The 20,653-nt window shown below is 60.3% G+C and carries 14 protein-coding genes and 2 pseudogenes; 7 read left to right on the top strand and 9 right to left on the bottom strand.

Annotated elements, in window-relative coordinates:
• Positions 1–59: 59 nt before the first annotated feature.
• Both TU75_RS02480 and TU75_RS02475 read left to right on the top strand, forming a co-directional pair.
• Positions 60–1,439, top strand: a complete 1,380-nt coding sequence (locus TU75_RS02480) for a DUF2868 domain-containing protein (RefSeq protein WP_060548124.1) — start codon at positions 60–62, stop codon at positions 1,437–1,439.
• Positions 1,432–2,799, top strand: coding sequence for a GTPase/DUF3482 domain-containing protein (locus TU75_RS02475; protein WP_060548123.1), 1,368 nt, complete (start codon positions 1,432–1,434; stop codon positions 2,797–2,799). Before TU75_RS02480 ends, TU75_RS02475 begins: the two co-directional genes overlap by 8 nt.
• Here TU75_RS02475 and TU75_RS02470 read toward each other — a convergent pair.
• From TU75_RS02470 to TU75_RS02440, 7 genes are all read right to left on the bottom strand, one after another.
• Positions 2,754–3,350: a phosphonate degradation HD-domain oxygenase gene (locus TU75_RS02470; RefSeq protein WP_060548122.1), complete on the bottom strand. Its 597-nt coding sequence runs from the start codon at positions 3,348–3,350 to the stop codon at positions 2,754–2,756. The two genes, TU75_RS02475 and TU75_RS02470, sit on opposite strands and share 46 nt — an antisense overlap.
• Positions 3,350–4,483, bottom strand: a complete 1,134-nt coding sequence (locus TU75_RS02465) for a TIGR03364 family FAD-dependent oxidoreductase (RefSeq protein ID WP_060548121.1) — start codon at positions 4,481–4,483, stop codon at positions 3,350–3,352. Before TU75_RS02465 ends, TU75_RS02470 begins: the two co-directional genes overlap by 1 nt.
• 147 nt (positions 4,484–4,630) lie before the next feature.
• Entirely contained in the window at positions 4,631–5,653 is a 1,023-nt protein-coding gene (locus tag TU75_RS02460) for a putative 2-aminoethylphosphonate ABC transporter substrate-binding protein (protein WP_003234689.1), read from the bottom strand.
• Between the two features lie 19 nt (positions 5,654–5,672).
• Entirely contained in the window at positions 5,673–7,379 is a 1,707-nt protein-coding gene (locus TU75_RS02455; protein ID WP_060548120.1) for a putative 2-aminoethylphosphonate ABC transporter permease subunit, read from the bottom strand.
• 1 nt (position 7,380) lies between these two features.
• Positions 7,381–8,445, bottom strand: a complete 1,065-nt coding sequence (locus TU75_RS02450) for a putative 2-aminoethylphosphonate ABC transporter ATP-binding protein (protein WP_141719154.1) — start codon at positions 8,443–8,445, stop codon at positions 7,381–7,383.
• A gap of 227 nt (positions 8,446–8,672) precedes the next feature.
• A complete protein-coding gene (locus tag TU75_RS02445; protein WP_060548119.1) occupies positions 8,673–9,536 on the bottom strand; it encodes a LysR family transcriptional regulator in 864 nt (287 codons plus the stop codon).
• A gap of 16 nt (positions 9,537–9,552) precedes the next feature.
• Entirely contained in the window at positions 9,553–11,778 is a 2,226-nt protein-coding gene (locus tag TU75_RS02440) for a heavy metal translocating P-type ATPase (RefSeq protein ID WP_060548118.1), read from the bottom strand.
• Between the two features lie 85 nt (positions 11,779–11,863).
• On the opposite strand from TU75_RS02440, the gene cadR reads away from it, so the two are divergent.
• Positions 11,864–12,304, top strand: a complete 441-nt coding sequence (gene cadR, locus TU75_RS02435) for a Cd(II)/Pb(II)-responsive transcriptional regulator (protein ID WP_060548117.1) — start codon at positions 11,864–11,866, stop codon at positions 12,302–12,304.
• 74 nt (positions 12,305–12,378) lie between these two features.
• Here cadR and thyA read toward each other — a convergent pair.
• Positions 12,379–12,660: pseudogene (thyA, locus tag TU75_RS02430) on the bottom strand (thymidylate synthase); the annotation flags it as partial.
• A 773-nt stretch (positions 12,661–13,433) separates the two neighbouring features.
• On the opposite strand from thyA, the gene TU75_RS02425 reads away from it, so the two are divergent.
• The 3 genes and pseudogenes from TU75_RS02425 to TU75_RS27965 form a co-directional block, all read left to right on the top strand.
• A complete protein-coding gene (locus TU75_RS02425; RefSeq protein ID WP_060548115.1) occupies positions 13,434–13,958 on the top strand; it encodes a hypothetical protein in 525 nt (174 codons plus the stop codon).
• 458 nt (positions 13,959–14,416) lie between these two features.
• A complete protein-coding gene (locus TU75_RS02420) occupies positions 14,417–17,749 on the top strand; it encodes a P-loop NTPase fold protein (protein WP_060548114.1) in 3,333 nt (1,110 codons plus the stop codon).
• 72 nt (positions 17,750–17,821) lie between these two features.
• Positions 17,822–18,115: pseudogene (locus TU75_RS27965) on the top strand (hypothetical protein); the annotation flags it as partial.
• A gap of 81 nt (positions 18,116–18,196) precedes the next feature.
• Here the strand turns inward: TU75_RS27965 and TU75_RS02410 are convergent.
• The gene (locus TU75_RS02410; RefSeq protein ID WP_060548112.1) at positions 18,197–20,074 is read right to left on the bottom strand and encodes an AAA family ATPase; all 1,878 of its coding nucleotides are present in this window, start codon (positions 20,072–20,074) and stop codon (positions 18,197–18,199) included.
• A gap of 233 nt (positions 20,075–20,307) precedes the next feature.
• Between TU75_RS02410 and TU75_RS02405 the strand changes: the two genes are divergently transcribed.
• Positions 20,308–20,649: a hypothetical protein gene (locus TU75_RS02405; protein WP_069665435.1), complete on the top strand. Its 342-nt coding sequence runs from the start codon at positions 20,308–20,310 to the stop codon at positions 20,647–20,649.
• The last annotated feature ends 4 nt before the right edge of the window (positions 20,650–20,653 follow it).

Below are 20,653 nucleotides of genomic sequence, written 5' to 3'. Positions count from 1 at the left end.
ATACCAGAGCCGCCAGACTGCGGTTATGCTCCAGGCTCACTTGTTCAACAGGACCACGCGTGACAGCACTGACCCCCCTGCAAAAACTCTGGCTGACGGAAGCCGTGCGCCTGCGCGAAGAACACGCCGGCCCCCTGGAAGACCTCGAAGCCAACCGCCTGGCCCGCACGGCCGGTGGCGACCTGCCAATACGCATTGTGCACCGCGCCCTGCGCCTGGCCGAACGCGACGGGCTGAGCGCCGCCCTCACCCGCTGGCTGCAAGGCGCGCGCCTGGCGCTGGTGTTGCTGGCGATAGTCGCCGTGGTCAGCGGCGCCGGCCTGGGGTTTGCCGCACTGGGTAACGGCCTTGTGCCGGTGAATGTGTTCTGGGCCCTGGGCAGCCTGCTCGGCTTGAACCTGATCCTGTTGATGAGCTGGGCGCTGGGCCTTTTGTTTGCCGGCGAACACAGCGCCAGCCTGGGGCGCCTGTGGCTGTGGCTCAGCGAAAAACTCGCCCGCGACGCCAGGGCCGCCCAACTGGCGCCGGCCCTGTTGCTGCTGTTGCAACGCCGCAAACTCAATCGCTGGGCGGTCGGCGTGCTGGTCAACAGCCTGTGGCTGCTGGCCCTGCTCAGCGCCCTGGTGATTGTGCTGACCCTGCTCGCCACCCGCCGCTACGGCTTTGTGTGGGAAACCACCATTCTCGGTACCGACAGCTTCGTCGCCGTGACCCAGGCCCTCGGCGCCCTGCCCGCCGCGCTCGGTTTCAACGTGCCGAACGTCGAAATGATCCGTGCCAGCGGTGACGCCGCACTGACGTTCGAAAGCGCCCGTCAGGCCTGGGCCGCCTGGCTGGTGGGCGTATTGCTGGTCTACGGCGTGCTGCCAAGGCTGGTGCTCGCCGTGCTGTGCCTGTGGCGCTGGAAACGCGGGCGCGCGGCCCTGAGCCTGGACCTCAACCTGCCCGGCTACAGCCCACTGCGTGAGCGCCTGATGCCGAGCAGCGAACGACTGGGCATCAACGATGCTGCACCGCCACAGCTGCATCACGTCACCGGCGGCATCAGCGACCTGGCGAGCGACGGCGCCCTGCTGGTGGCCATCGAACTGGACGATCAGCGCAGTTGGCCGCCGAAACTGCCTGCCAACGTAAAGCACGCTGGCGTCCTCGACAGTCGCGAATCGCGCAACACCCTGTTGGAGCAACTCACCCGCTTCCCGCCCAAGCGCCTGGTCATCGCCTGCGACCCCCGCCGCTCACCGGATCGCGGCAGTCTGGCGCTGATCGCCGAACTGGCGCGCAGTGCCACCGCCACCCGTGTTTGGCTGCTGCAAGCGCCGCCCGGCCAGGCGCTGGACGCCGAGCGCCTGGGCGATTGGCACAGCGCGCTGCAACAGCTGGAACTGCCCTTCGCCGACAGCGCGCCACTGAACTGGCTGGAGACCGGTCATGACTAAACCGCTGAGACTCGCCGTGGTCGGCCACACCAACGTGGGCAAGACCTCGCTGCTGCGCACCCTCACCCGTGACGTGGGGTTCGGCGAAGTCTCGCACCGCCCCAGCACCACGCGGCATGTGGAGGGCGCGCGCCTGTCGGTGGACGGCCAAGCCTTGCTGGAGCTGTACGACACGCCCGGCCTGGAAGATGCCATCGCGCTGCTCGACTACCTGGAACGCCTGGACCGCCCCGGCGAACGACTCGACGGCCCGGCGCGCCTGGCCCGCTTCCTCGACGGCAGCGAGGCCCGCCAGCGTTTCGAACAGGAGGCCAAGGTGCTGCGCCAATTGCTGGCCTCGGACGCCGGCCTGTATGTGATCGACGCCCGCGAGCCGGTGCTGGCCAAGTACCGCGACGAGTTGCAGGTGCTGGCCAGCTGCGGCAAACCGTTGCTGCCGGTGCTCAACTTTGTCAGCAGCAGCGAGCACCGCGAACCGGACTGGCGAGAAGCCCTGGCGCGCCTCGGCCTGCATGCGCTGGTGCGTTTCGACAGCGTGGCGCCGCCGGAAGACGGCGAGCGGCGTCTGTATGAAAGCCTGGCGCTGCTGCTGGAAAACGCACGGCCACAGTTAGAGCGCTTGATCCTCGATCAGGAAGCCCAACGTCAGGCTCGCCAGCAAAGCGCGGCGCGCTTGATCGCCGAGTTGCTGATCGACTGCGCGGCGTGCCGGCGCAGCGTGGTCACTGAAGATGAGCAGCGAGCCATCGGCGATTTGCGCAAGGCCGTGCGCCAGCGCGAACAAAAATGCGTGGAGGCGTTGCTCAAGCTGTTTGGCTTTCGCCCCCAGGACGCCGCCGCCAGTGACCTGCCGCTGCTCGACGGGCGTTGGGGCGATGACCTGTTCAACCCGGAAACCCTCAAGCAGCTCGGCGTGCGCGTGGGTGGCGGGATTGCCGCCGGCGCGGCGGCCGGGGCCGGGGTGGACCTGCTGGTCGGCGGCCTGACCCTGGGCGCCGCCGCCCTGGCGGGCGCCATCGCCGGCGGCGCGCTGCAAACCGCGCGCAGCTACGGCAGCCGCCTGCTGGGCAAGATCAAGGGCCAGCGCGAACTGACCGTCGACGACAGCGTGCTGCGCCTGCTCGCCCTGCGCCAGCGCCAGTTGCTCAAGGCCCTGAACCTGCGCGGCCATGCGGCGCTGCACAGCATCAAGGTGGACACGCCTCAGGACAAGACCTGGCGCGAAGGCAAGCTGCCAGACGCGCTGCACAAGGCCCGTGCCCATCCGCAATGGTCGTCGCTCAACCCCGGCGCCAAAGTCAGCCAGGCCGAGCGTCAGGAGCAGGTCGAAGCGCTGGCCAGGCGGCTGGACGAAACCTGAGTCGCCAACACTTGCCGGGCCTTGGCCTTGAGCAGGTCGAGATCGAGCACCGGTACGTGCATCACTTTGGCCTGCTCGTCCCAATGACGCAGGCGCAGGCTGATGTGGCACAGCGGGTCCTGTTCAAAAGCCTGGGCCTCTTCGGCGCTCATCACGCCGCCCTGATACGCCAGGGTGCGCCGGCTGGCTTCGCTTAGCCGCGCGTAATAATCCGGCTGGATGAAGGTGAGGTAACGCTTGGCCTGCACGTGGTATTCCACCAGCCGGGCCAGGCGTTCGCCGAAGCCGGCACGGCGCAGGTAGTCCGCCCCCAGCCGCTCATGGCTGACCACGCCATAGCCGCCCATGTTCTCGCGATCCTGCCCGCACAGATGGCCGATATCGTGGAAGAACGCCGCCAGCACCACTTCATCGTCAAAACCCTCGGCCATCGCCCGTTGTGCGGCCTGGGACATGTGCTCGAGCTGCGACACCGGCTCGCCGATGTAATCCGCCGTGCCGTGTTGCTCGTAGAGGCCGAATACGTCGGCTATCGCCTGCTCCGGGTTCATCACGCCGCACCCCACAACGTGGCGATATTGCGCTCGCCAAGCGCCGGCCCCACGCTCATGCCCACGCCGGTGTGCATCAACGCCGCGCTCACGCCCGGCGCCGCGCGCAGAAATGAAAATGGCCCCGGCCCCCGCGAGCCATAGACGCCCTGCCAGCGCTCCACCACCCGGACCTTGCAACCCAGGGTCTGCTCGGCCAGTTCGATCAGCCAGTCGTCGACCTGTTCGGCGTTGAACGGCGAGGCATCGCTGCCGTAGTCGTGGGAATCGCCGATGATCAGCTCGCCGTGGGGCGTGGGACTGATCAGCAGGTGAATGCCGTGTTCGTGCAGGTGCGGCGCGTCGCGCAGGATCTGCGCCTGCACCGGCGCGGCCTCTGGCAAGTCGGCAAACGCACCGTAATGCACGCAACTGAGACCCGTGAGCAAGGCGTGTTGCAGGTTGAGGTTGTGCGCAGGCCGGGCGCGCAGCATTTGCAGGCGGCAGATATGCGGGTTGAGCTGGGCCAGCGGTTCGGCCAGCAGGGTCTGGTAGTCGTGGCCGGAGCAGACAATGATCTGCTCACCGCGAAAACTCCCCGCCGTGCTGTGCAACTGGCCGGGTTCGACGTCGCGCACCAGCGTGGAAAAATAGAACTCCACGTTCAGTGTTTGGCTGAGGTAGTGGATCAGCGCCGGGATCGCTTCGCGCGAATACAACTGCTGATCGTCCTTGCCATGCAGCGCGGCGCGGTGGTGGCGGAACTGGCCGTCGTACAGGCCGCGCATCGCGGCGCCCTGCAACAGCTCGACGTTGTAGCCGTGCTCACGGGCACGCCCGGCACAGAAGGCTTCGAGCAGATGCTCTTCGGCCTCGGTGCGGGCGAACAGGTAAGCGCCATTGCGCTTGAGTTGCAGGCCGGCGACCTCAGCCCAGTGGCCCCAGATGGCGCGGCTGTCGCGCGCCAGGTCGAGCATCGTACCCGGCGGCTGGCCGGTGACCAGGGCCTGGCCGAAGTTGCGCACCGAGGCGCCCGAGGGCGTGGCGCTGCGCTCGAACACCTTGACCTTGAGGCCGCGTCTGGCGGCGGCGTAGGCGTGGGACAGGCCGAGGATGCCGGCGCCGACGATTAACAGATCACTGTGTTGTGTCATGGAGTGATGTCCTGAATTGAAGACCGCCATCGCAGGCAAGCCAGCTCCCACAGGGGAATGCATTCCAACGGTGGAAGATCACTGTGCAGTGTCATGGAACGATGTGCTGAATGTGAGAAAGCTATCGGGAGCAGCCTAAAAAAAACCTTATTGGCCCGCCACCTTCTCCGACTTGCCGTCATAGCGCTTGCGCCATTCGGTCAGGATGCTGTCGCGGTTCTTCGATGCCCATGCAAAGTCATTCTTGATCAAGCGCTGCTCGTAGTCCGCTGGCAATTCGGTCTGCGGTTTGGCGATACCCGGCTGGGCGAGCACGGCAAAGTTGTCCTTGTAGAGGTCCATCGCTGCCGGGCTGGCGGAGAAGTCGGCGAGCTTTTTGGCCGCGTCGGCGTGGGCGGTGCCCTTCATCACAGCGGTGGCTTCAATGTCCCAGCCCAGGCCTTCCTTGGGCAGGATGATGTCCAGCGGCGCGCCCTGGCGTTTCAACTGCACGGCCGGGTATTCAAACGAGATACCAATCGGGAATTCCCCGGAGGCGGCCAGCTTGCACGGCTTGGAGCCGGAGTGAACGTACTGGCCGATGTTCTGGTGCAGGTCGTCCATGTACTGCCAGCCCTGCTTCTCGCCGAAGGTCTGCAGCCATGCACTCACGTCGAGGAAACCGGTGCCGGAGGACGCCGGGTTGGGCATCACGATCTTGCCCTTGTACTCGGGTTTGGTCAGGTCCTGCCAGCTCACTGGTTTGGTCAGGCCCTGCTTCTCGGCCTCGACGGTGTTGAAGCAAATGGTCGCGGCCCACACATCCATGCCAACCCAGGCCGGCGGGTTGGCGGCGTCGCGGTAGTGTTTGCCGATCTTGTCCAGATCCTTCGGCGCGTAGTTTTCAAGCATGCCCTGCTGATCGAGGATCGCCAGGCTCGATGCCGCCAGGCCCCACACCACGTCAGCCTGCGGGCGGGCTTTTTCGGCCAGCAGCTTGGCGGTGATGATGCCGGTGGAGTCGCGCACCCATTTGATCTCGACGTCAGGGTTGGCTTTTTCGAAGGCTTGCTTGTAGCTCTTCAATTGCTCGGCTTCGAGGGCCGTGTACACGGTGAGTTCGGTCTTGGCGAAGGCATTCAGGCTGAATGCGGTGAGGACGGCAGCGACCAGCGTCAGGGGCTTGAACATGGAACACCTCCTTCAAGGGTTATTGGCCGGGCGCGCTTTGGCGCCAGGCTTGGGAGCGGCGCAATGCGCCACGTGAGGCCCACGCCAGCAACAGCGAGACGCTGCCTGAAGTGAACAGAATCAGGGTCGACATGGCCGCCGCGCCGCCTACATTGCCGGCGTCGTCCATGTTCAAGACGGCGACGGCGGCGAGGATGGTGTCGGGGCTGTAAAGGAAGATGGCGGCGGACACGGTGGTCATCGCCGACACAAACAGGTAGCGCACGATGTCCAGCAGCGCTGGCAGGCAGATCGGCACGGTCACGCGCAAATAATGGCGGTACAGCGGCGCCTTGAGGGACAGCGCAGCGGCTTCGAACTCGGCGTCCAACTGACGCAGCGCAGTGGTGGCGGTCATCTGGGCAGTGGTCAAATAATGAGCAATGGTGCACACCACCAGCAGGGTCATGGTCCCGTAGAACACGTGCAGCGGATTACCGTTGAGGTTGAAAAAGAACACGTAGCCCAGGCCCAGCACCAGGCCCGGCACCGCCATCGGCACGAAGCTGAGCAGGCGCAGGGCCAGGTTCAGGCCCTTCTGACCCTTGGTTTTTTCCATCAGATAAGCGCCGGTGAAGATCAGCATGCTGCCGATCAATGCGCTGCACAGCGCCAGGGTCAGGCTGTTGCGATAGGCCAGCCAGCCACCGCCGGCGGTGTCTTCGAACTGGTAGTGACTGAGCGACAACGACAGGTTGTACGGCCAGAATTTCACCAGCGAGGAGTACACCGCCATGCCGAAGACCAGCAACAGCGCGGCGCAGATCAGCACCACAATGGCCAGGTAGCAGACGTCCCGTGCCCGCGATGGCGCCGGCCGGAAGACCTGGGCGCGGCCGCTCATGGCGTCGCCGTGGCGACGGCGCAACCAGGCATCCATGCCAAAGCTGAACAGCGCCGGCAGCAGGAGTACCATGCCGATCAACGCGCCGCGCCCGAACTGTTGCTGGCCGACCACGGCTTTGTAGGCTTCCAGCGCCAGCACCTGGTAATCACCGCCCACCACCACAGGCACGCCGAAGTCGGTGATGGTGAGGGTAAACACCAGGCAGAACGCGGCGAACACGGCCTGGCGCGTGGCCGGCCAGGTGATGCTGCGAAACGCCCGGGCGGGACTGGCGCCCATGCTTGATGCGGCATCGAACAGCCGCGCATCCGCCAACGAAAGCGCCGACAGCAGAATCATCAAAGCGTGTGGGAAGGTGTAGATCACCTCCCCCAGCACGATCCCCCAGAAACCGTAAATATTGTCTGCGAGCACGCCACGCAGCAGGCCCTGGTTGCCGAACAGGTAGACCAGCGCAATGCCCGGCAGCATCGACGGTGCCATCAGCGGCAGCAGCGACAGGCCACGCCAGATCGGCTTGGCGGGAATCAACGTGCGTTGCAGCGCGTAGGCAAACAGGTAGGCCAGCGGTACGACAATCGCCGCGACGCTGAGGGAGACTTTCAGACTATTGCCCAGCAGCCAGTGGAAGGTGTCGCTGGTGAGCAGTTCGCGCGCCGCCACCAGCCCGCCGCCCTGCCCGGCCTCGCTGCTGAAGCCGCGCCAGAAGATCGCCAGCAACGGCAGCAGGACCGCGACGCCCAGCAGCAGCAACCACACCAGCTTGCCGCCGAGTACGAACAGGCGATCACCGGTTTCAGTACGGGACACCTGGCGCGGCAACGTCATGACCGCCGCCATCTCAGGCGAACACCTGCAGGCTGCGCGGCGGCAAGGCCACCCAGATGTGCTGGGCGCCCAGGCGCGGCATGGCTTCCGGGGCCAGTTCGGCCAGCAGCGGGTGGCCGGGCAGGTGTTCCAGCTCGAAGCTCATACGGCAGCGGTTGCCGAGAAACGTGATCTCGCGCACCTTGGCCGGGAACAGGTTTTCTTCATGCATGGGCGGGTTGACGCTGATGGCTTCCGGTCGGCAGAACAGCCGCCCGGAGGTGGCCACACCCGCGTCCTCGGCCAGGCGCATGTTCAGCCCGCCGACCTGGGCGTGGCTGGCGCTGTTGCGGCTGAACGGCAGCCAGTTGCCCTGACCGACAAACTCCGCCACAAACGGCGTGGCCGGGCGGTCGTAGATCGCCTGGGGTGTGGCGTATTGCTCGACCTTGCCGTTGTTCATCACGGCAATGCGGTCGGCCATCAACATGGCTTCGTCCTGGTTATGGGTGACCATCAGGGTGGTGACGCCCAGGCGTCGTTGCAGTTGGCGCAGCTCGGTGCACAGATGCTCACGCACACGGGCGTCGAGGGCCGACATCGGTTCGTCCAGCAACAGCAACGACGGCGCCGGGGCCAGGGCGCGCGCCAGGGCCACGCGCTGCTGCTGGCCGCCGGAGAGTTGGCCGGGGTATTTCTTTTCGCTGCCGATCAGGTCCACCAGTGCGAGCATCTGACCGACGCGCTGACGCACCTCATCGCGGCCGCTGCCGGTAAGGCCGTAGCCGATGTTCGCTTCGACGGTAAGGTTGGGAAACAGCGCGTAGGACTGGAACAGAATGCCGTAGTCCCGCGCCTGGGGCGGCAGCAGCGACACATCGCGCTCGCCCAGATAAAGCTCACCGCTGTCCTGACGCTCAAGGCCAGCGATGCAACGCAGCAAGGTGGTCTTGCCGCAACCGGAGGGGCCCAGCAGGCACACCAGCTCGCCGGCGGCGACGTCCAGGGACACGTTGTCCAGCGCGGTGAAGGCACCGAAGCGCTTCTGGATACCGCGCACCCGCATCGGCGCGCCGGGGTTGTTCAGGGCTGTGGTCATGGGGCACCTCATCAAACGGATGAAGGCCATGCTAGGGGGGCAATGCGTCGCGGGTGTGGCAGGAAGGCAAAACCCGGTGATAGTGGTATTGGTGGGTTTGGGTAGGCATAAAGAAACGAGTTGTCTGGGCCGCCGTCATCGCAGGCAAGCCAGCTCCCCTGTTGAAATGCATTCCCCTGTGGGAGCTGGCTTGCCTGCGAAAACAATTCAAAGGCCACCACCAGACCTCAGAGCGGCGACATCTCCTGCGCCAGCCCGAGAAACGCCGCGGGCAAGCGCGCGACTTTCCTCTCCTTGAGGCAGTACAGGTACTCCGGAATCTGCGGCGCATTCTCGATGGTCAGCACACGCAACTGCGGGTCATGGGGCACTTCCTGTCGCGCAATGATGCTGATACCGATATTGCGCAGCACCGCCTCGCGGATCGATTCGCGGCTGCCGATTTCCAGCAACGGGCCGTAACTCACGCCGGCGTCCTGCAACATCGCTTCGGTCAGCCGGCGCGTGGTGGAGCCCGCTTCGCGCATCAGCAAGGTGTGCCCGGCCAGCGCCATGAGCGGCACATGATCGAGCGCGGCCAGCGGATGATTGCGATGCACCGCCAGCACCAGCGGGTCGCTGCCCAACACGCGGCGAATCAGCCGAGGGTCTTCCAGCAGTTGCGAGGACGCGGCGACGTCGACACGGTAGTCATCCAGCGCTTCCAGCACGTGCTGCGAGTTGCCGATTTCCACTGACACGTCCACCAGCGGCAGGCGCTCGCGGAAGGCTTTGACCAGATCGAGGATGTAGTACGGCGCCGTGGCGGCAATTCTCAGCGCGCCCTGCACCTGGCCGTTGTTGCGCAGGAAAAACTCGATGTCCGCTTCCTGCTGCAACAGCGCCTTGACCATTGGCAGCAAGCGCGCGCCGTCGTCGCTGACCGTCAGGCGGCGCCCGCCACGGTAGAACAGCTCAACGCCGTACTGGCTTTCCAGATGACGAATCTGGGTGGTGACCGTGGGCTGGCTCAGGCCGAGCTTTTTCGCCGCCTGGGTGATGCTGCCCAGGCGGGTGACCATGAAAAACGCTTTCAGCTCGGCACTCAGCACACCCGTCCCTCGTCGTTTATTTGCGCAACAGGCGCAGGCCATTGAACACCACCAGCAGGCTCACGCCCATGTCGGCGAACACCGCCATCCACATGGTGGCCATACCAAGAAAGGTGACGGCCAGGAAGATCGCCTTGATCACCAGCGCCAGCGCAATGTTCTGCTTGAGGATACTCGAGGTTTGTCGCGACAAACGAATGAAGGCCGGGATCTTGCGCAAGTCATCATCCATCAGCGCGACGTCGGCGGTTTCGATGGCGGTGTCGGTGCCCGCAGCCGCCATGGCAAAGCCGATTTCCGCGCGGGCCAGGGCCGGGGCGTCGTTGATGCCGTCGCCGACCATGCCGACGCGATGGCCCTGCTGGTAGAGGGTTTCGATGGCTTGCAGCTTGTCGGTGGGCAACAGGTCGCCCTGGGCCTGATCGATCCCCACCTGGGCGGCAATCGCCTGCGCTGTGTGGGTGTTGTCGCCGGTGAGCATCAGGGTCTTGATGCCCAGCTCGTGCAATTGCCGGATGGCTTCGCGGCTGCTGTCTTTCACCGTGTCGGCCACGGCGAACAACGCCAGCGGGCCGGACGCGTCGAGCAGCAGCACCACGGACTTGCCTTGTTTCTCCAGAGCGAACAGTTTTTCTTCCAATGCGGGCGAGCACAGGCCCAGGTCTTCCACCAAGCGGTGGTTGCCCAGGTGGTAGGTCTGGCCGTTGATATCGCCGCGCACCCCGCGACCGGCCAGGGCTGCAAAGTTATCCACAGCGTGTACCGGTAGCTTTTTATCCACAGCCGCGCTGGCGATTGCCTGCGACACCGGGTGGTCGGAACGCCCGGCCAGGCTGGCGGCAAGCGCGGGGGCGCTGTTTTCGACGGTGGGGAACAGCGCAAGGTAATCGGTTTGCACCGGTTTGCCGTGGGTGAGGGTGCCGGTCTTGTCCAGCGCCAGGTAGTCGAGCTTGTAGCCGCCCTCCAGGTACACGCCGCCCTTGATCAGAATGCCTTTGCGCGCTGCCGCCGCCAGGCCGCTGACGATGGTCACCGGGGTGGAGATCACCAGCGCGCAGGGGCAGGCCACCACCAGCAGCACCAGGGCGCGGTAGATCCAGTCGAACCAGGCGCCGGCCATGAACAGCGGCGGGATGATCGCCACACCCAGGGCAAACAGGAACACCACGGGGGTGTAGATCTTCGAAAAGCTGTCGACAAAGCGCTGGGTCGGCGCGCGGGCGCCCTGGGCCTGCTCCACGGCGTGGATGATCCGCGCCAGCGTGGAATTATTGGCTGCAGCCGTCACCTTGTACTCCAGGGAACCGGCCTGATTGATGGTGCCGGCGAAGACTTTGTCGCCCACGGTCTTTTCAATGGGCAGGCTCTCACCGGTGATCGGCGCCTGGTCGATGGTGGACTGGCCGGCGGTGACTTCACCGTCCAGGCCGATGCGCTCGCCGGGTTTAACCCGCACGATGGCGCCTAGATCAATACCTTTGACGTCCTTTTCGACCCAGCTGCCGTCCGCCTGCTGCACCGTCGCCTGCTCTGGCGTCATCTGCATCAAGCCGCTGATGGCATTGCGCGCGCGGTCCAGGGATTTGGCTTCGATCAGCTCGGCCACGGTGAACAGGAACATCACCATCGCCGCCTCCGGCCACTGGCCGATCGACACGGCGCCGGTTACCGCGATGCTCATCAGCGCGTTGATGTTGAGGTTGAGGTTCTTCAGGGCAATCCAGCCCTTTTTGTAGGTGGTAAGGCCGCCGCTGAGGATCGAGACCAGGGCCACCAGCGCAATCAGCCAGGTCGGCGCCACGCCGGAAAAATGCAGCACCTCGGCGCCCAGCGCACCGACGCCGGACAACGCCAGCGGCCACCAGTGTTTCTTCGCTGGCGGCTCGGCAACCGGCGCGCCCTCTTCAATCGGCTCGGCCTGCATCCCCAGGGATTTGATCGCTTCGACGATTGGCGCGGTGCTCGGCAGGTCGTGGGTGACGCCAAGGATGCGGTTGATCAGGTTGAATTCCAGCTGTTGCACGCCGGCCAGCTTGCCCAGTTTGTTCTGGATCAGCGTCTGCTCGGTGGGGCAGTCCATCGCTTCGATACGAAAGGTGCTCAGGCGCGAGCCTGCGGTGGGTGCCCCGCTCAGTTGCACCCGCGCCGGGGCCGGCGTGCCGGAACAGCAGGCGCCGCCGTGGTTGTGCACGGGCGTGAGTTTTTGGGGTTCGTGATCGTGGGTGTGCAGGGAGTCGCTCATTCTGTCGCGTCCATAAAGGTGCCTGTTGCCAAGTAAAGACCCTGTAGCCACTATAGGGTCAAGCACCCATTTGGAGATTGCTGCCATGAAGATCGGCGAACTGGCCAAACACACCGACTGCGCGGTGGAAACTATCCGCTACTACGAGAAAGAAGGCCTGCTGCCGCCCCCGGCGCGCACCGAAGCCAACTACCGCGTGTACACCCAGGCGCACACCGAGCGGCTGGTCTTCATCCGCAACTGCCGCAGCCTGGACATGACCCTCGAAGAAATCCGCAGCCTGCTCGGCCTGCGCGACAGCCCGAAGGACCAGTGCGAGAACGTGAATGCGTTGATCGATGAGCATATCCACCATGTAAAAGCGCGGATCGACGGGCTGCTGGCGTTGCAGGAACAGTTGCTCGACCTGCGCCAGCGCTGTGGCGGCGGGCCGGAATGCGGGATTCTGCAAAGGCTGGAGGTGAGCGGGAGTGTGCAGACCAGCGAAGCCGAGCCTTCACATGTGGGACGCAGCCACGGGCACTGATCCAGAACTGCACATCCAATAAAAATGTGGGAGCTGGCTTGCCAGCTCCCACATTCCTTACCAATACATCGCGCTTAAATAGCGACGTCAGCCTTGATGCTCGGATCGGCGTCGTAGCCCACGATCTCGAAATCTTCAAACCTGTAATCGTAGATCGACGCAGGCTTGCGCTTGATCACCAGCTCCGGCAGCTTCTTCGGCGTGCGTGCCAGCTGGGTGCGGATCTGCTCCATGTGGTTGCTGTAGGCGTGAGTGTCGCCGGTGGTGACGATGATCTCGTGGGGGATCAGGTCGCACTGCTGAGCCAGCATGTGAGTGAGCAACGCCAGCGCGGCGGTGTTGTACGGCAGGCCGAGCAACTTTAACCCTTGGACATTCTGCACATTACCGCTAGCTTAAGCTTGTTCCGAGCTGCTTAGCATATGTGAATTATAACTATCTGCACATTTCCTTGCAAGCGTTTCATTGAAAAAATTCATCATCGCCCGTGTAAGGTGATTCGTTTCAAATTACGGTGATTGGAGGTGCGGGTGAAGATAGCTAGCCGGATATGAGAAACCAGTGACAACCCATGATCTTTGCGTTCCCCAACAGGCCCCGCTATGTAGTCTAGATCCCCTCAGATTCACATTTCGATGGAGCGTGAGGCCAAGGGGCTCGCGCGCCCCTCCTAGAGGGACGGCTGTCGTGAACCGGGCCCTACGGGCCTCCATCCTCACTCCTTCGAGCTTGCGGCCTGGCGCTCCGCTTGCCGCCCACTGGCCAACGATCATGGACTACCTCCCTAGGCTTCGGCTAACCTCGTGTAGACAGGTTGAACGGGAGAGAGATGGTTGGCGGTTTCGGGGGCTTGGAAATATCCACTTGCGCTAAACATCGACACCGAAAGCCGACATGTCCGCGCCGACTCAGCCCTCCATGCGCATTCACAGTTCCCACAGAGCACTGGCCCGCCTCCCCCTTTCGAGAGCCTATCTTGAATCAGCACTCCATCTTGGCAATCGGGCCCATCACGGTCGCCAGGTTTCGGAAAAGACCTATGGTTTTTGGATTGCGCACCGCCCTGAAGTCCTTAAGCTTGCCCTAGATCACTTTTTCAGTGATCGGGAATTCACTTTAGGATGAAAACATGCAGAAACCGGGTCTCCCTCGTCAGCTCTTCTGGGTAGCTTTGCTAATCGCCTTCGCAGGCGCCTCTTTGGCGATAGTCAGTCGCTTCCGGCTGGATGCGACCGTCAACACGATCTTCAAGGCAATCACGCTCAACAATCAGAGTCTCATCGAGCATTTCCTTTCATCCCTGGCCTCGTCTGGGATTGCGTTGCTCATGATTGCGCTGTTCTTCGCCAAGGCCAGAAAGCTACCCTTTCGCAAGAGCTTGATTCGCGCTCGGTGGATAACCGGGGTGCGCAGACAGGTTCTACCCCTCATTTCCGAAGTGTTCATCACCCAGTGGCTGGTGGTGCTTGTTTCGATGTACGTAGCAGCATCATTTCGCTGGGAGTACGCCCAGATGCAGACACGTGGCATCTTCCAAGGCGGGCAGTTCTCAATGGACGTACTGGGCAGCGTGGTGTTTTGCGGTGCCGTATGGTTATGCGTGCGAAAAAAGTATGCCCATGCGCGTATGCGCCGCAAGTTATCATTCGCCTGACCATCGCTAACAGATAAATATTAGGGCCCGTCTCTGATGCAATAAGCGTAGTGAAACAGACGGTAAAAGAACTCGCGCTTGCGTACCCCTCCAGGGACGGCTGTCGCAAGCCAGGCCGCCGGCCTCGCCGTCGTCCTGGCCCTTTGGGCTTATATCCTCACACCTTTGGGCTCGGGGTTTGTGCTCCGCTTACCCCACTCATACTCCTTGAACCTACCATTCTCAAGACACGCTTAACTCGCGTAATCAAGGCATCCGCCCCACTATCCCTTAACCACCACAAGCTATCTCGCATCCTCATATTCGATAGCCATTTGCCACACACCAACGTATCTTTTACGTTTCTTTTCAGCCTCACCGCACTGCGGTTTCAGCTACTAATATTACGCCTCCTCGGCTGCCAAGCAGACAGCGCCTGGGCGTCCACACCGGCAGCCGCATCAGATACAAAGGACTGTATGGATATTCTGAGTTTTCAAAGTGAAAACCCCGCAGAGATCGATGCCTTCAAGGGCGCGAGTCATGACCGCGTTGCTACGGCGATCAACAACTATCTGCGAGACCCGAAAAACCACAAGGTAATCGGCCTGGATGGTGAGTTCGGTTCGGGTAAGAGCTCGATCCTGCAGATGCTGGAGAAAAAAATCACAGCCCAAGACCCGGCGACCAGGCTGTGGCTTTTTGATTGCGAGCAAAATTACCAAGGCTCAATAAAAAGTAATTTCATCGAGCTGTTCACAGATCAGGTGCTTGCAGCAATCCCCGCTCGTGAGAAACCTTCGGTAAGAGATCGCGTGCTGAAGAGCAGAGACATCGCGCTCGGTCGACATGTCAGTTACACCAAAGACACCCGAAGCCACATCAGCCTCTGGGCCATCCTACTGATCGCAGGCGGGGTGCTCAGTCCGACACTGCTTCGTGACTACCTCGGGCAACTCCATCAACAGTTACCCCTGGACACCTGGAAGCACTGGGCCTATGCACTCGGCATACTGTTTCCAGGCCTGGTTCTCGGTGCTGCAATGATCGCCAACCGCTGGAAAGGCAATAAAGGCAAAAAGCGGTGGAATCTGTCGAGCATTCTAAAAGGCAGCTCCGATGATCACATCACCGAGACTATCGAGATCAGCAAAGAAGTCAGCCCGCTTGACCTCAAGCGAACCCTTGCTCAACACCTGGCGGCGGTCTCGGGGACTCATTTCATCATTGTGATCGACAACCTGGACAGGCTTCCTCGCGAGACTTTGCGCTCAGTCTGGAGTGACCTTGAGATTTTCACGTCTGTCTCGACCAGCACCAACCTGAGCATCATCGTTCCGTTTTGCTCGACCAAGGTGTCGAAGTACCTCAATGGCGACGAAGAGAAAAGCTACGATTCGAAGGACTTCATTGCTAAAAAGTTCCCTGTCGTGTTCAGGGCACCTCCTGTCATTACATCGGGATGGAAAGATGCCTTCCGCTCTCTTTGGGTACAGAGCTTCGGGTCAGTGTCACTTGATCAAGCTGACGCCTGCAGCTTGATCCTGAAGCGACACAGCCCTATGGCGAACGGCTTGGTCACCCCGAGGCTGCAGAAGCGTTTTATTAACGATCTGGCCACAACCGTTCTTGTGACGGCAGGTGAGCCGAAGTTAGAGGTCATCGCAGCCTACATCGCTGTCTGCAAGTACAACGCGGTGCCTATCGAAACGCTGCTGCGCACAGGGACTGAAAACCTGGCAGCCGATGAGCAGGCCCAGAGCACGGAAAACGATCCTGTCAGCGCCGAGAGCCTGCGCAAGACACGTCAACTCCTTACCAGCCTTTATGGCCTGGATGTAGACCACGGGTGGCCGATTCAAGTACTGCAGGTGCACTTCCAGACTTCAAAAGACATCGCGGTCGCGGAGCTCATAGACCAGCCACTGGCAACTGCGATCGAAGCACAGGACGGTAAGAAATTCGTAGAACTCACCCACTTCTTTGGTTTCATGGATTCCTTCAACCGCTATCTGGAGGGAGATGTCTCTGTCAAAGAATTCCTGCTGACACTGCATCAGGCCTTGCTGGTGGAGGGTTTTGATGCTGCTCCATATTTGGCGAAGGCTTCCATCCGCTTGAGCGGTGATGCCCGCCTGAACACGATCCAAGGCGATGATGCCTACTATTCGGCAATCAAGGCTCTGACAAAGGCGGGGCTGAATAAGGCGCTCTTCAGGGACAAGCTGCAAGCCTTGGCATCAGAATTTGATGCGTTGCACGGATTCACGTATGCCCCAGAAGAAGCGGATGGGATGACCGCGACCATTTCGACCTATGATGCCTACCTTGACGCTCTTGAAGCGCCATTTGAACCTCGAACACTCAGTAACTCCGAAATTCTGTTCCACCTTATCCTCAGTCGTGAGGATCTGAAGGTCATTGATGTTGCAGAGCTTGCGCTCGATGATGATGGGATTGGGGACGCGATCCGCCAGGTCAGCTCAACAGCCGCTATTCCATATGACCTGACACCGCTCGATGACAATGCATGGGAATCCTGCTTCGTGGAGTATTTTGGCCGACTGAAGCTGGAAGGTCGCGACAGGAGTTTCCAATTTGACGAGACCCAAGTACTTCAGATCATCACCCATCTGCCTACAAACATAACTGATGACAGATACTGGGTAGCGTTGGCCTTCTATAGGAAATACGTCATCCAAATTGGCGCTACGGTTGCTGCTCACATCGGGGCCATCAAGTCCACCCGGAGCAAGCTCGCTATCGCGACCATTTTCCTTCGCCAGGGGATGTTCACAGAGTTGGCGGGTATTCCAGGGATCGAGGATGCTCTCTCCAACTCCCCTGACTTTTTCAACGCACTGGTCAGGTCTAACGTGACTAGCGGCGAGCTCATCGAGGCCTGCCTGAAGTCCGAGGTTGTCAACCTGATGGCACCGGTAATGGTACGACAACTGAGGGCAGGCAAGATTGCATGGCCGTATTCACGACCGGTGTACAACCATTATGAGGCGCTGACCAGGATCCTTGACACGTTTGGCTACAGCGAAGGGGACTTTCTCAAATGGTTTGCCGGCAGGACGTTGGCGACAGCTAACCTTCCCGAATTCAAAGATATTGACCCTCTGATCCTCACCAGAATCCTGGATGGTGACTATCCATCGCTGGTGAAAATGCGGGAGTTCGTCTTCGATGAGCGCTTTGCCAAACTTGATGCTGCGGGCTGGAGCAATGTCATCACCGAGGATTTGGCACAAAGAACTCAGGCGTTGGTTCGGATGATTGAGTTGGATTGGCCGTTCAGCACAACCAACCACGCCTACGACGCAATGCTTGCGCACCTTTCGGGTGTCGCCAAGCAAGCGCCCTTCACTGTCCCGCCTTCTCACCAGATTGATGCGCTGCGTCGTGTGTTGAAACTTCTGCCCGAGAATGACCGTGCTGTGTTGGGTACTCAGCTCCGTTCAATATTTTACGAGCCTGAGTGCACTCCGGCGGCAGGGCTATTCCTGCTGGGGTATTTCGGATCACTGATCCCGACATTCACGCCAATCAATGAAGTCGAGGGCGGTCGTTTGCTTCAAGTCTTCAACTTGATCGGAACGCAGGCTCCTTGCAGTGAAGAGGCAGCCCAATTCCTGGATAGTCGTCACCAGCAGCTGACTCTATGGGCCCCCGGAGATCTGGTGGACGCTTACATGACGGTTGTGACCACGCGCAAAGAGGATTTGCCGAATCTGTACGCAGGCTTGGCCAACAAAAAAGGAATCAAGCGGAAAATGAAGCAGATCGCTGCTGCTCTGTTCTCCTGATGGGCCTCCGATGATTTAGTAACAAGGCACCGGGCGGGCTGCCGCAGCTAGTCTTAGATAGACTCTGCGGTCTATGAGGACGATGGGGTACCACGGTGGGTGGTGAAAAACACAGGTGGCGAGTCTAGCAGCGATGAAGGAAACACCTTGTGGCACGAGGGAACGATCCTATCGAAAAACCATGGCAGGATCGTCGTGCTTCCCTATATCAAGGAGAACGGGGAGAAGGTTCAAGGTCACACGAAGAACGCACCGCACGATGGAAACGCGCTGCCTCGGCATCCTGACCAGTACGTCACCCTGCCTTCTGAGATTCTGAACGGCGACCTCATGATTGGACTATTTGGTGAGCTCCACTATGAGTAATGCACCGACTAATCGGACATGCCATTCACCTAAGGAGAGCAGATGATCACGAAGATCAAAATCCAGGGCTATCGGATCTACTCAAGACTGCTCGAACTGCCGGGCAAGGAAACGAAGCACTGCGTGTAAATTCTCAAGCCCTTGCGGGGAGAAGATGCCCGCGCGTGCTCCCGCTTTATGGTACTGCTCGGCGAGATACAGCCCATACTGATCCTTGCTGGGCAATGTACTCAAGCTCAGCTTGTCTTGGACAATCCTGAGACTGTCCTCACCCACAAGGAACTCCAGCGCTCCGGTCTCATAGGCCGTATCAATATCGGCATAAGTAATGACGAGCCGATCAGGTAGGAGATACTTTTTCCGGTATCGCTCACGCTCTTGTCGACCGGCTTTGTCGTCATCTAGGAGAACGATGAATTTCTCGTCTCGCCCCATCAGAAAGCTGATCAGATTCCCAAGCGCACTCGAACCGACGCCAGGGACGATCGTGAATTTTATCGGGATGTCACACGTGACCGATGCCGTTTTGAAGGCGTAGTAATCCGAGATTCCCTCCAAAATTACGAAAGGGGCTGAGCCGACTATCTCTGGAACGACATATTGCAGCCTCTCCAAGACCGGCTGGAAGTGATACGTCCGGCCCGGAAAATTGTTTATGAACTGTTTGTACTTGATCGCGGCGATTTTTGCCGGCAGGAACTCCAGATCATATCCGTCTGCTTCATCATGCTTGGCTGACTGGTTCTCAACGATGTAAGCGCCTGAGAGCCACCTCGGATCGACCATATGATGACTGTGGGTGGAGTAGATGATTTTGTCTCCACTGCCGACCATCTGATCAAAATATTTTAACAGCTCAGCTTGCGCACGGCTGTGCAAGTTGGCGGCAGGTTCATCGAACACATAAATTGTCTTTTGCTTGCTGCTTTCACCCTTGAACTGTGTCAGTAGCAGGAAGGTGAAAAACCATCTGAAACCAATCGAACGCTCACTGACTTTGTAATCGGAGTCTCCATTGCTCACAGCAAATGAAACCATTGCCGTGGGTGTGTCAGCCCCCGTAACAGACCACTGCAGTTCGATTCGTCTTGCTGTCGTCTCGCGCGAAAACACACGCTGCCAGCCACCTATGACCTCAGTTGTCAGCGCTTGCGAGACCTTCTTGAACACTGCGTCGATCTGATTCTTTTCATGGCTTCGATAAAAGGTATCGAGCCATTGAGGGCCATTTTTCTCACGGTACTGCGCAATGCGCCTGTTGATATGTTCGTCTACATCTTGACTTGTAGACGCTATGATCTTTGCTAGGATCTCCCGATAGTGCCGTTGCTCATAACTTTCCCCTTGAAACGGGGCCAGTTCAATTTCCTCAGGCACATTGATCAGGAATGTTGGAAAGTAGGCGACCGTTGGCACACCCTCAACCACCAGCTCGGCGACCCGCTCCCACAAATCCTCGTCAGGTTTATCAGGGTGCGCATAAGGCTCAAACTCAGATTCCCTTGGCCGTTTGGCATTTAGCTCCAAGCCGAGGCTGCCCGTGCTTTCGCCTTTCGGATTCTTCGCAAAGCTGATTTCTTTGGTGATCCGAAACTTTTTGCCCAAAGCCTCTCTGTCGACTAAAAGCCCGAATTCTTCTGCCATCTTCTCGATCGCAGTTATTTCGTCTTCGTCCAGCTGCACCGTGGCAGCGACAGAAACGGTTCCCTTGAACGAGCCCTTCTGGCTGGCGGGAATGAAGGTGAACTCTTCGTTATTCTCAGGACTGAATTCGTAGAGACTGGAGACCGACTTATCGCTGCTGACGAACTGCGATATCGCTTCGAGAATGGTAGTTTTACCACTTTCGTTTAGGCCGATCAGCATCACAATCGGCGTATCACTCTTGCCTGAGAGCTCAATGCGCGTACTGACTATGCCTTTGTAGTTCTTAATCTCAAAATCGAGGATTTTCGACATCAGCAAACACTGCCCTGTGTTAGCACGAACTGAGCCATGCTAGCGTTCACCGCTGAACTTGGCATGCTTGAGCCCTGAGCGTAACGCCAACAGCTTTCGGTAGCCTATTGGCAAATTGGAGCCGGCAGGGTTAGAGTGCTGGCACTCTAGCATTAGTCATCCCGCTGTCAACAGCCATCGGTTTGACGCCAAGATTAGCTGCGTTGTTTCACATAGGGATATTGGGGAACGTAATGTCAGGTTCAGATGGCAAGCTTTTCCGGGACTATATAGCGGGAGCTCCGACAGAGACCGCCTGTGACAGGCTCTACCTTCAGACTCACCTTGCTTCTCCGAAGTCCGATGTGGTTGAGCAGATCAAAGTCGGCGACACCCTGCAAATGACAGTAGGCGTCGCAGGCAGTGAACTTTCCGCCCTTGCTGTCTGGAATGGACACGTTGCAGGAGGTATCGCATCCCCGAAAGCGATTCGGCTGATCGCCTGCATTCAAAACGGTACGCAGTACCGCGCGCTTGTCACGTCCAAAGTGGGTGGCCAGATTGCGCTCAAGATCTCTCCGGTCAAGCAGGAGTGACTTA

Origin of the sequence: Pseudomonas poae, from assembly GCF_001439785.1 — a bacterium.
GTDB classification, from domain to species: Bacteria; Pseudomonadota; Gammaproteobacteria; order Pseudomonadales; family Pseudomonadaceae; genus Aquipseudomonas; species Aquipseudomonas poae.
Note: the sequence above shows the minus strand (reverse complement) of the source record. Positions and strands in the feature narration are given on the sequence as shown.

Bases quoted from the DNA above. Each gene is read 5' to 3' on its own strand.
- TU75_RS02475 (WP_060548123.1), top strand. From the start codon at position 1,432: ATGACTAAACCGCTGAGACTCGCCGTGGTCGGCCACACCAACGTGGGC.
- TU75_RS02470 (WP_060548122.1), bottom strand. From the start codon at position 3,350: ATGAACCCGGAGCAGGCGATAGCCGACGTATTCGGCCTCTACGAGCAA.
- TU75_RS02465 (WP_060548121.1), bottom strand. From the start codon at position 4,483: ATGACACAACACAGTGATCTGTTAATCGTCGGCGCCGGCATCCTCGGC.
- TU75_RS02460 (WP_003234689.1), bottom strand. From the start codon at position 5,653: ATGTTCAAGCCCCTGACGCTGGTCGCTGCCGTCCTCACCGCATTCAGC.
- TU75_RS02455 (WP_060548120.1), bottom strand. From the start codon at position 7,379: ATGGCGGCGGTCATGACGTTGCCGCGCCAGGTGTCCCGTACTGAAACC.
- TU75_RS02450 (WP_141719154.1), bottom strand. From the start codon at position 8,445: ATGACCACAGCCCTGAACAACCCCGGCGCGCCGATGCGGGTGCGCGGT.
- TU75_RS02440 (WP_060548118.1), bottom strand. From the start codon at position 11,778: ATGAGCGACTCCCTGCACACCCACGATCACGAACCCCAAAAACTCACG.
- cadR (WP_060548117.1), top strand. From the start codon at position 11,864: ATGAAGATCGGCGAACTGGCCAAACACACCGACTGCGCGGTGGAAACT.
- TU75_RS02425 (WP_060548115.1), top strand. From the start codon at position 13,434: ATGCAGAAACCGGGTCTCCCTCGTCAGCTCTTCTGGGTAGCTTTGCTA.
- TU75_RS02420 (WP_060548114.1), top strand. From the start codon at position 14,417: ATGGATATTCTGAGTTTTCAAAGTGAAAACCCCGCAGAGATCGATGCC.
- TU75_RS02410 (WP_060548112.1), bottom strand. From the start codon at position 20,074: ATGTCGAAAATCCTCGATTTTGAGATTAAGAACTACAAAGGCATAGTC.
- TU75_RS02405 (WP_069665435.1), top strand. From the start codon at position 20,308: ATGTCAGGTTCAGATGGCAAGCTTTTCCGGGACTATATAGCGGGAGCT.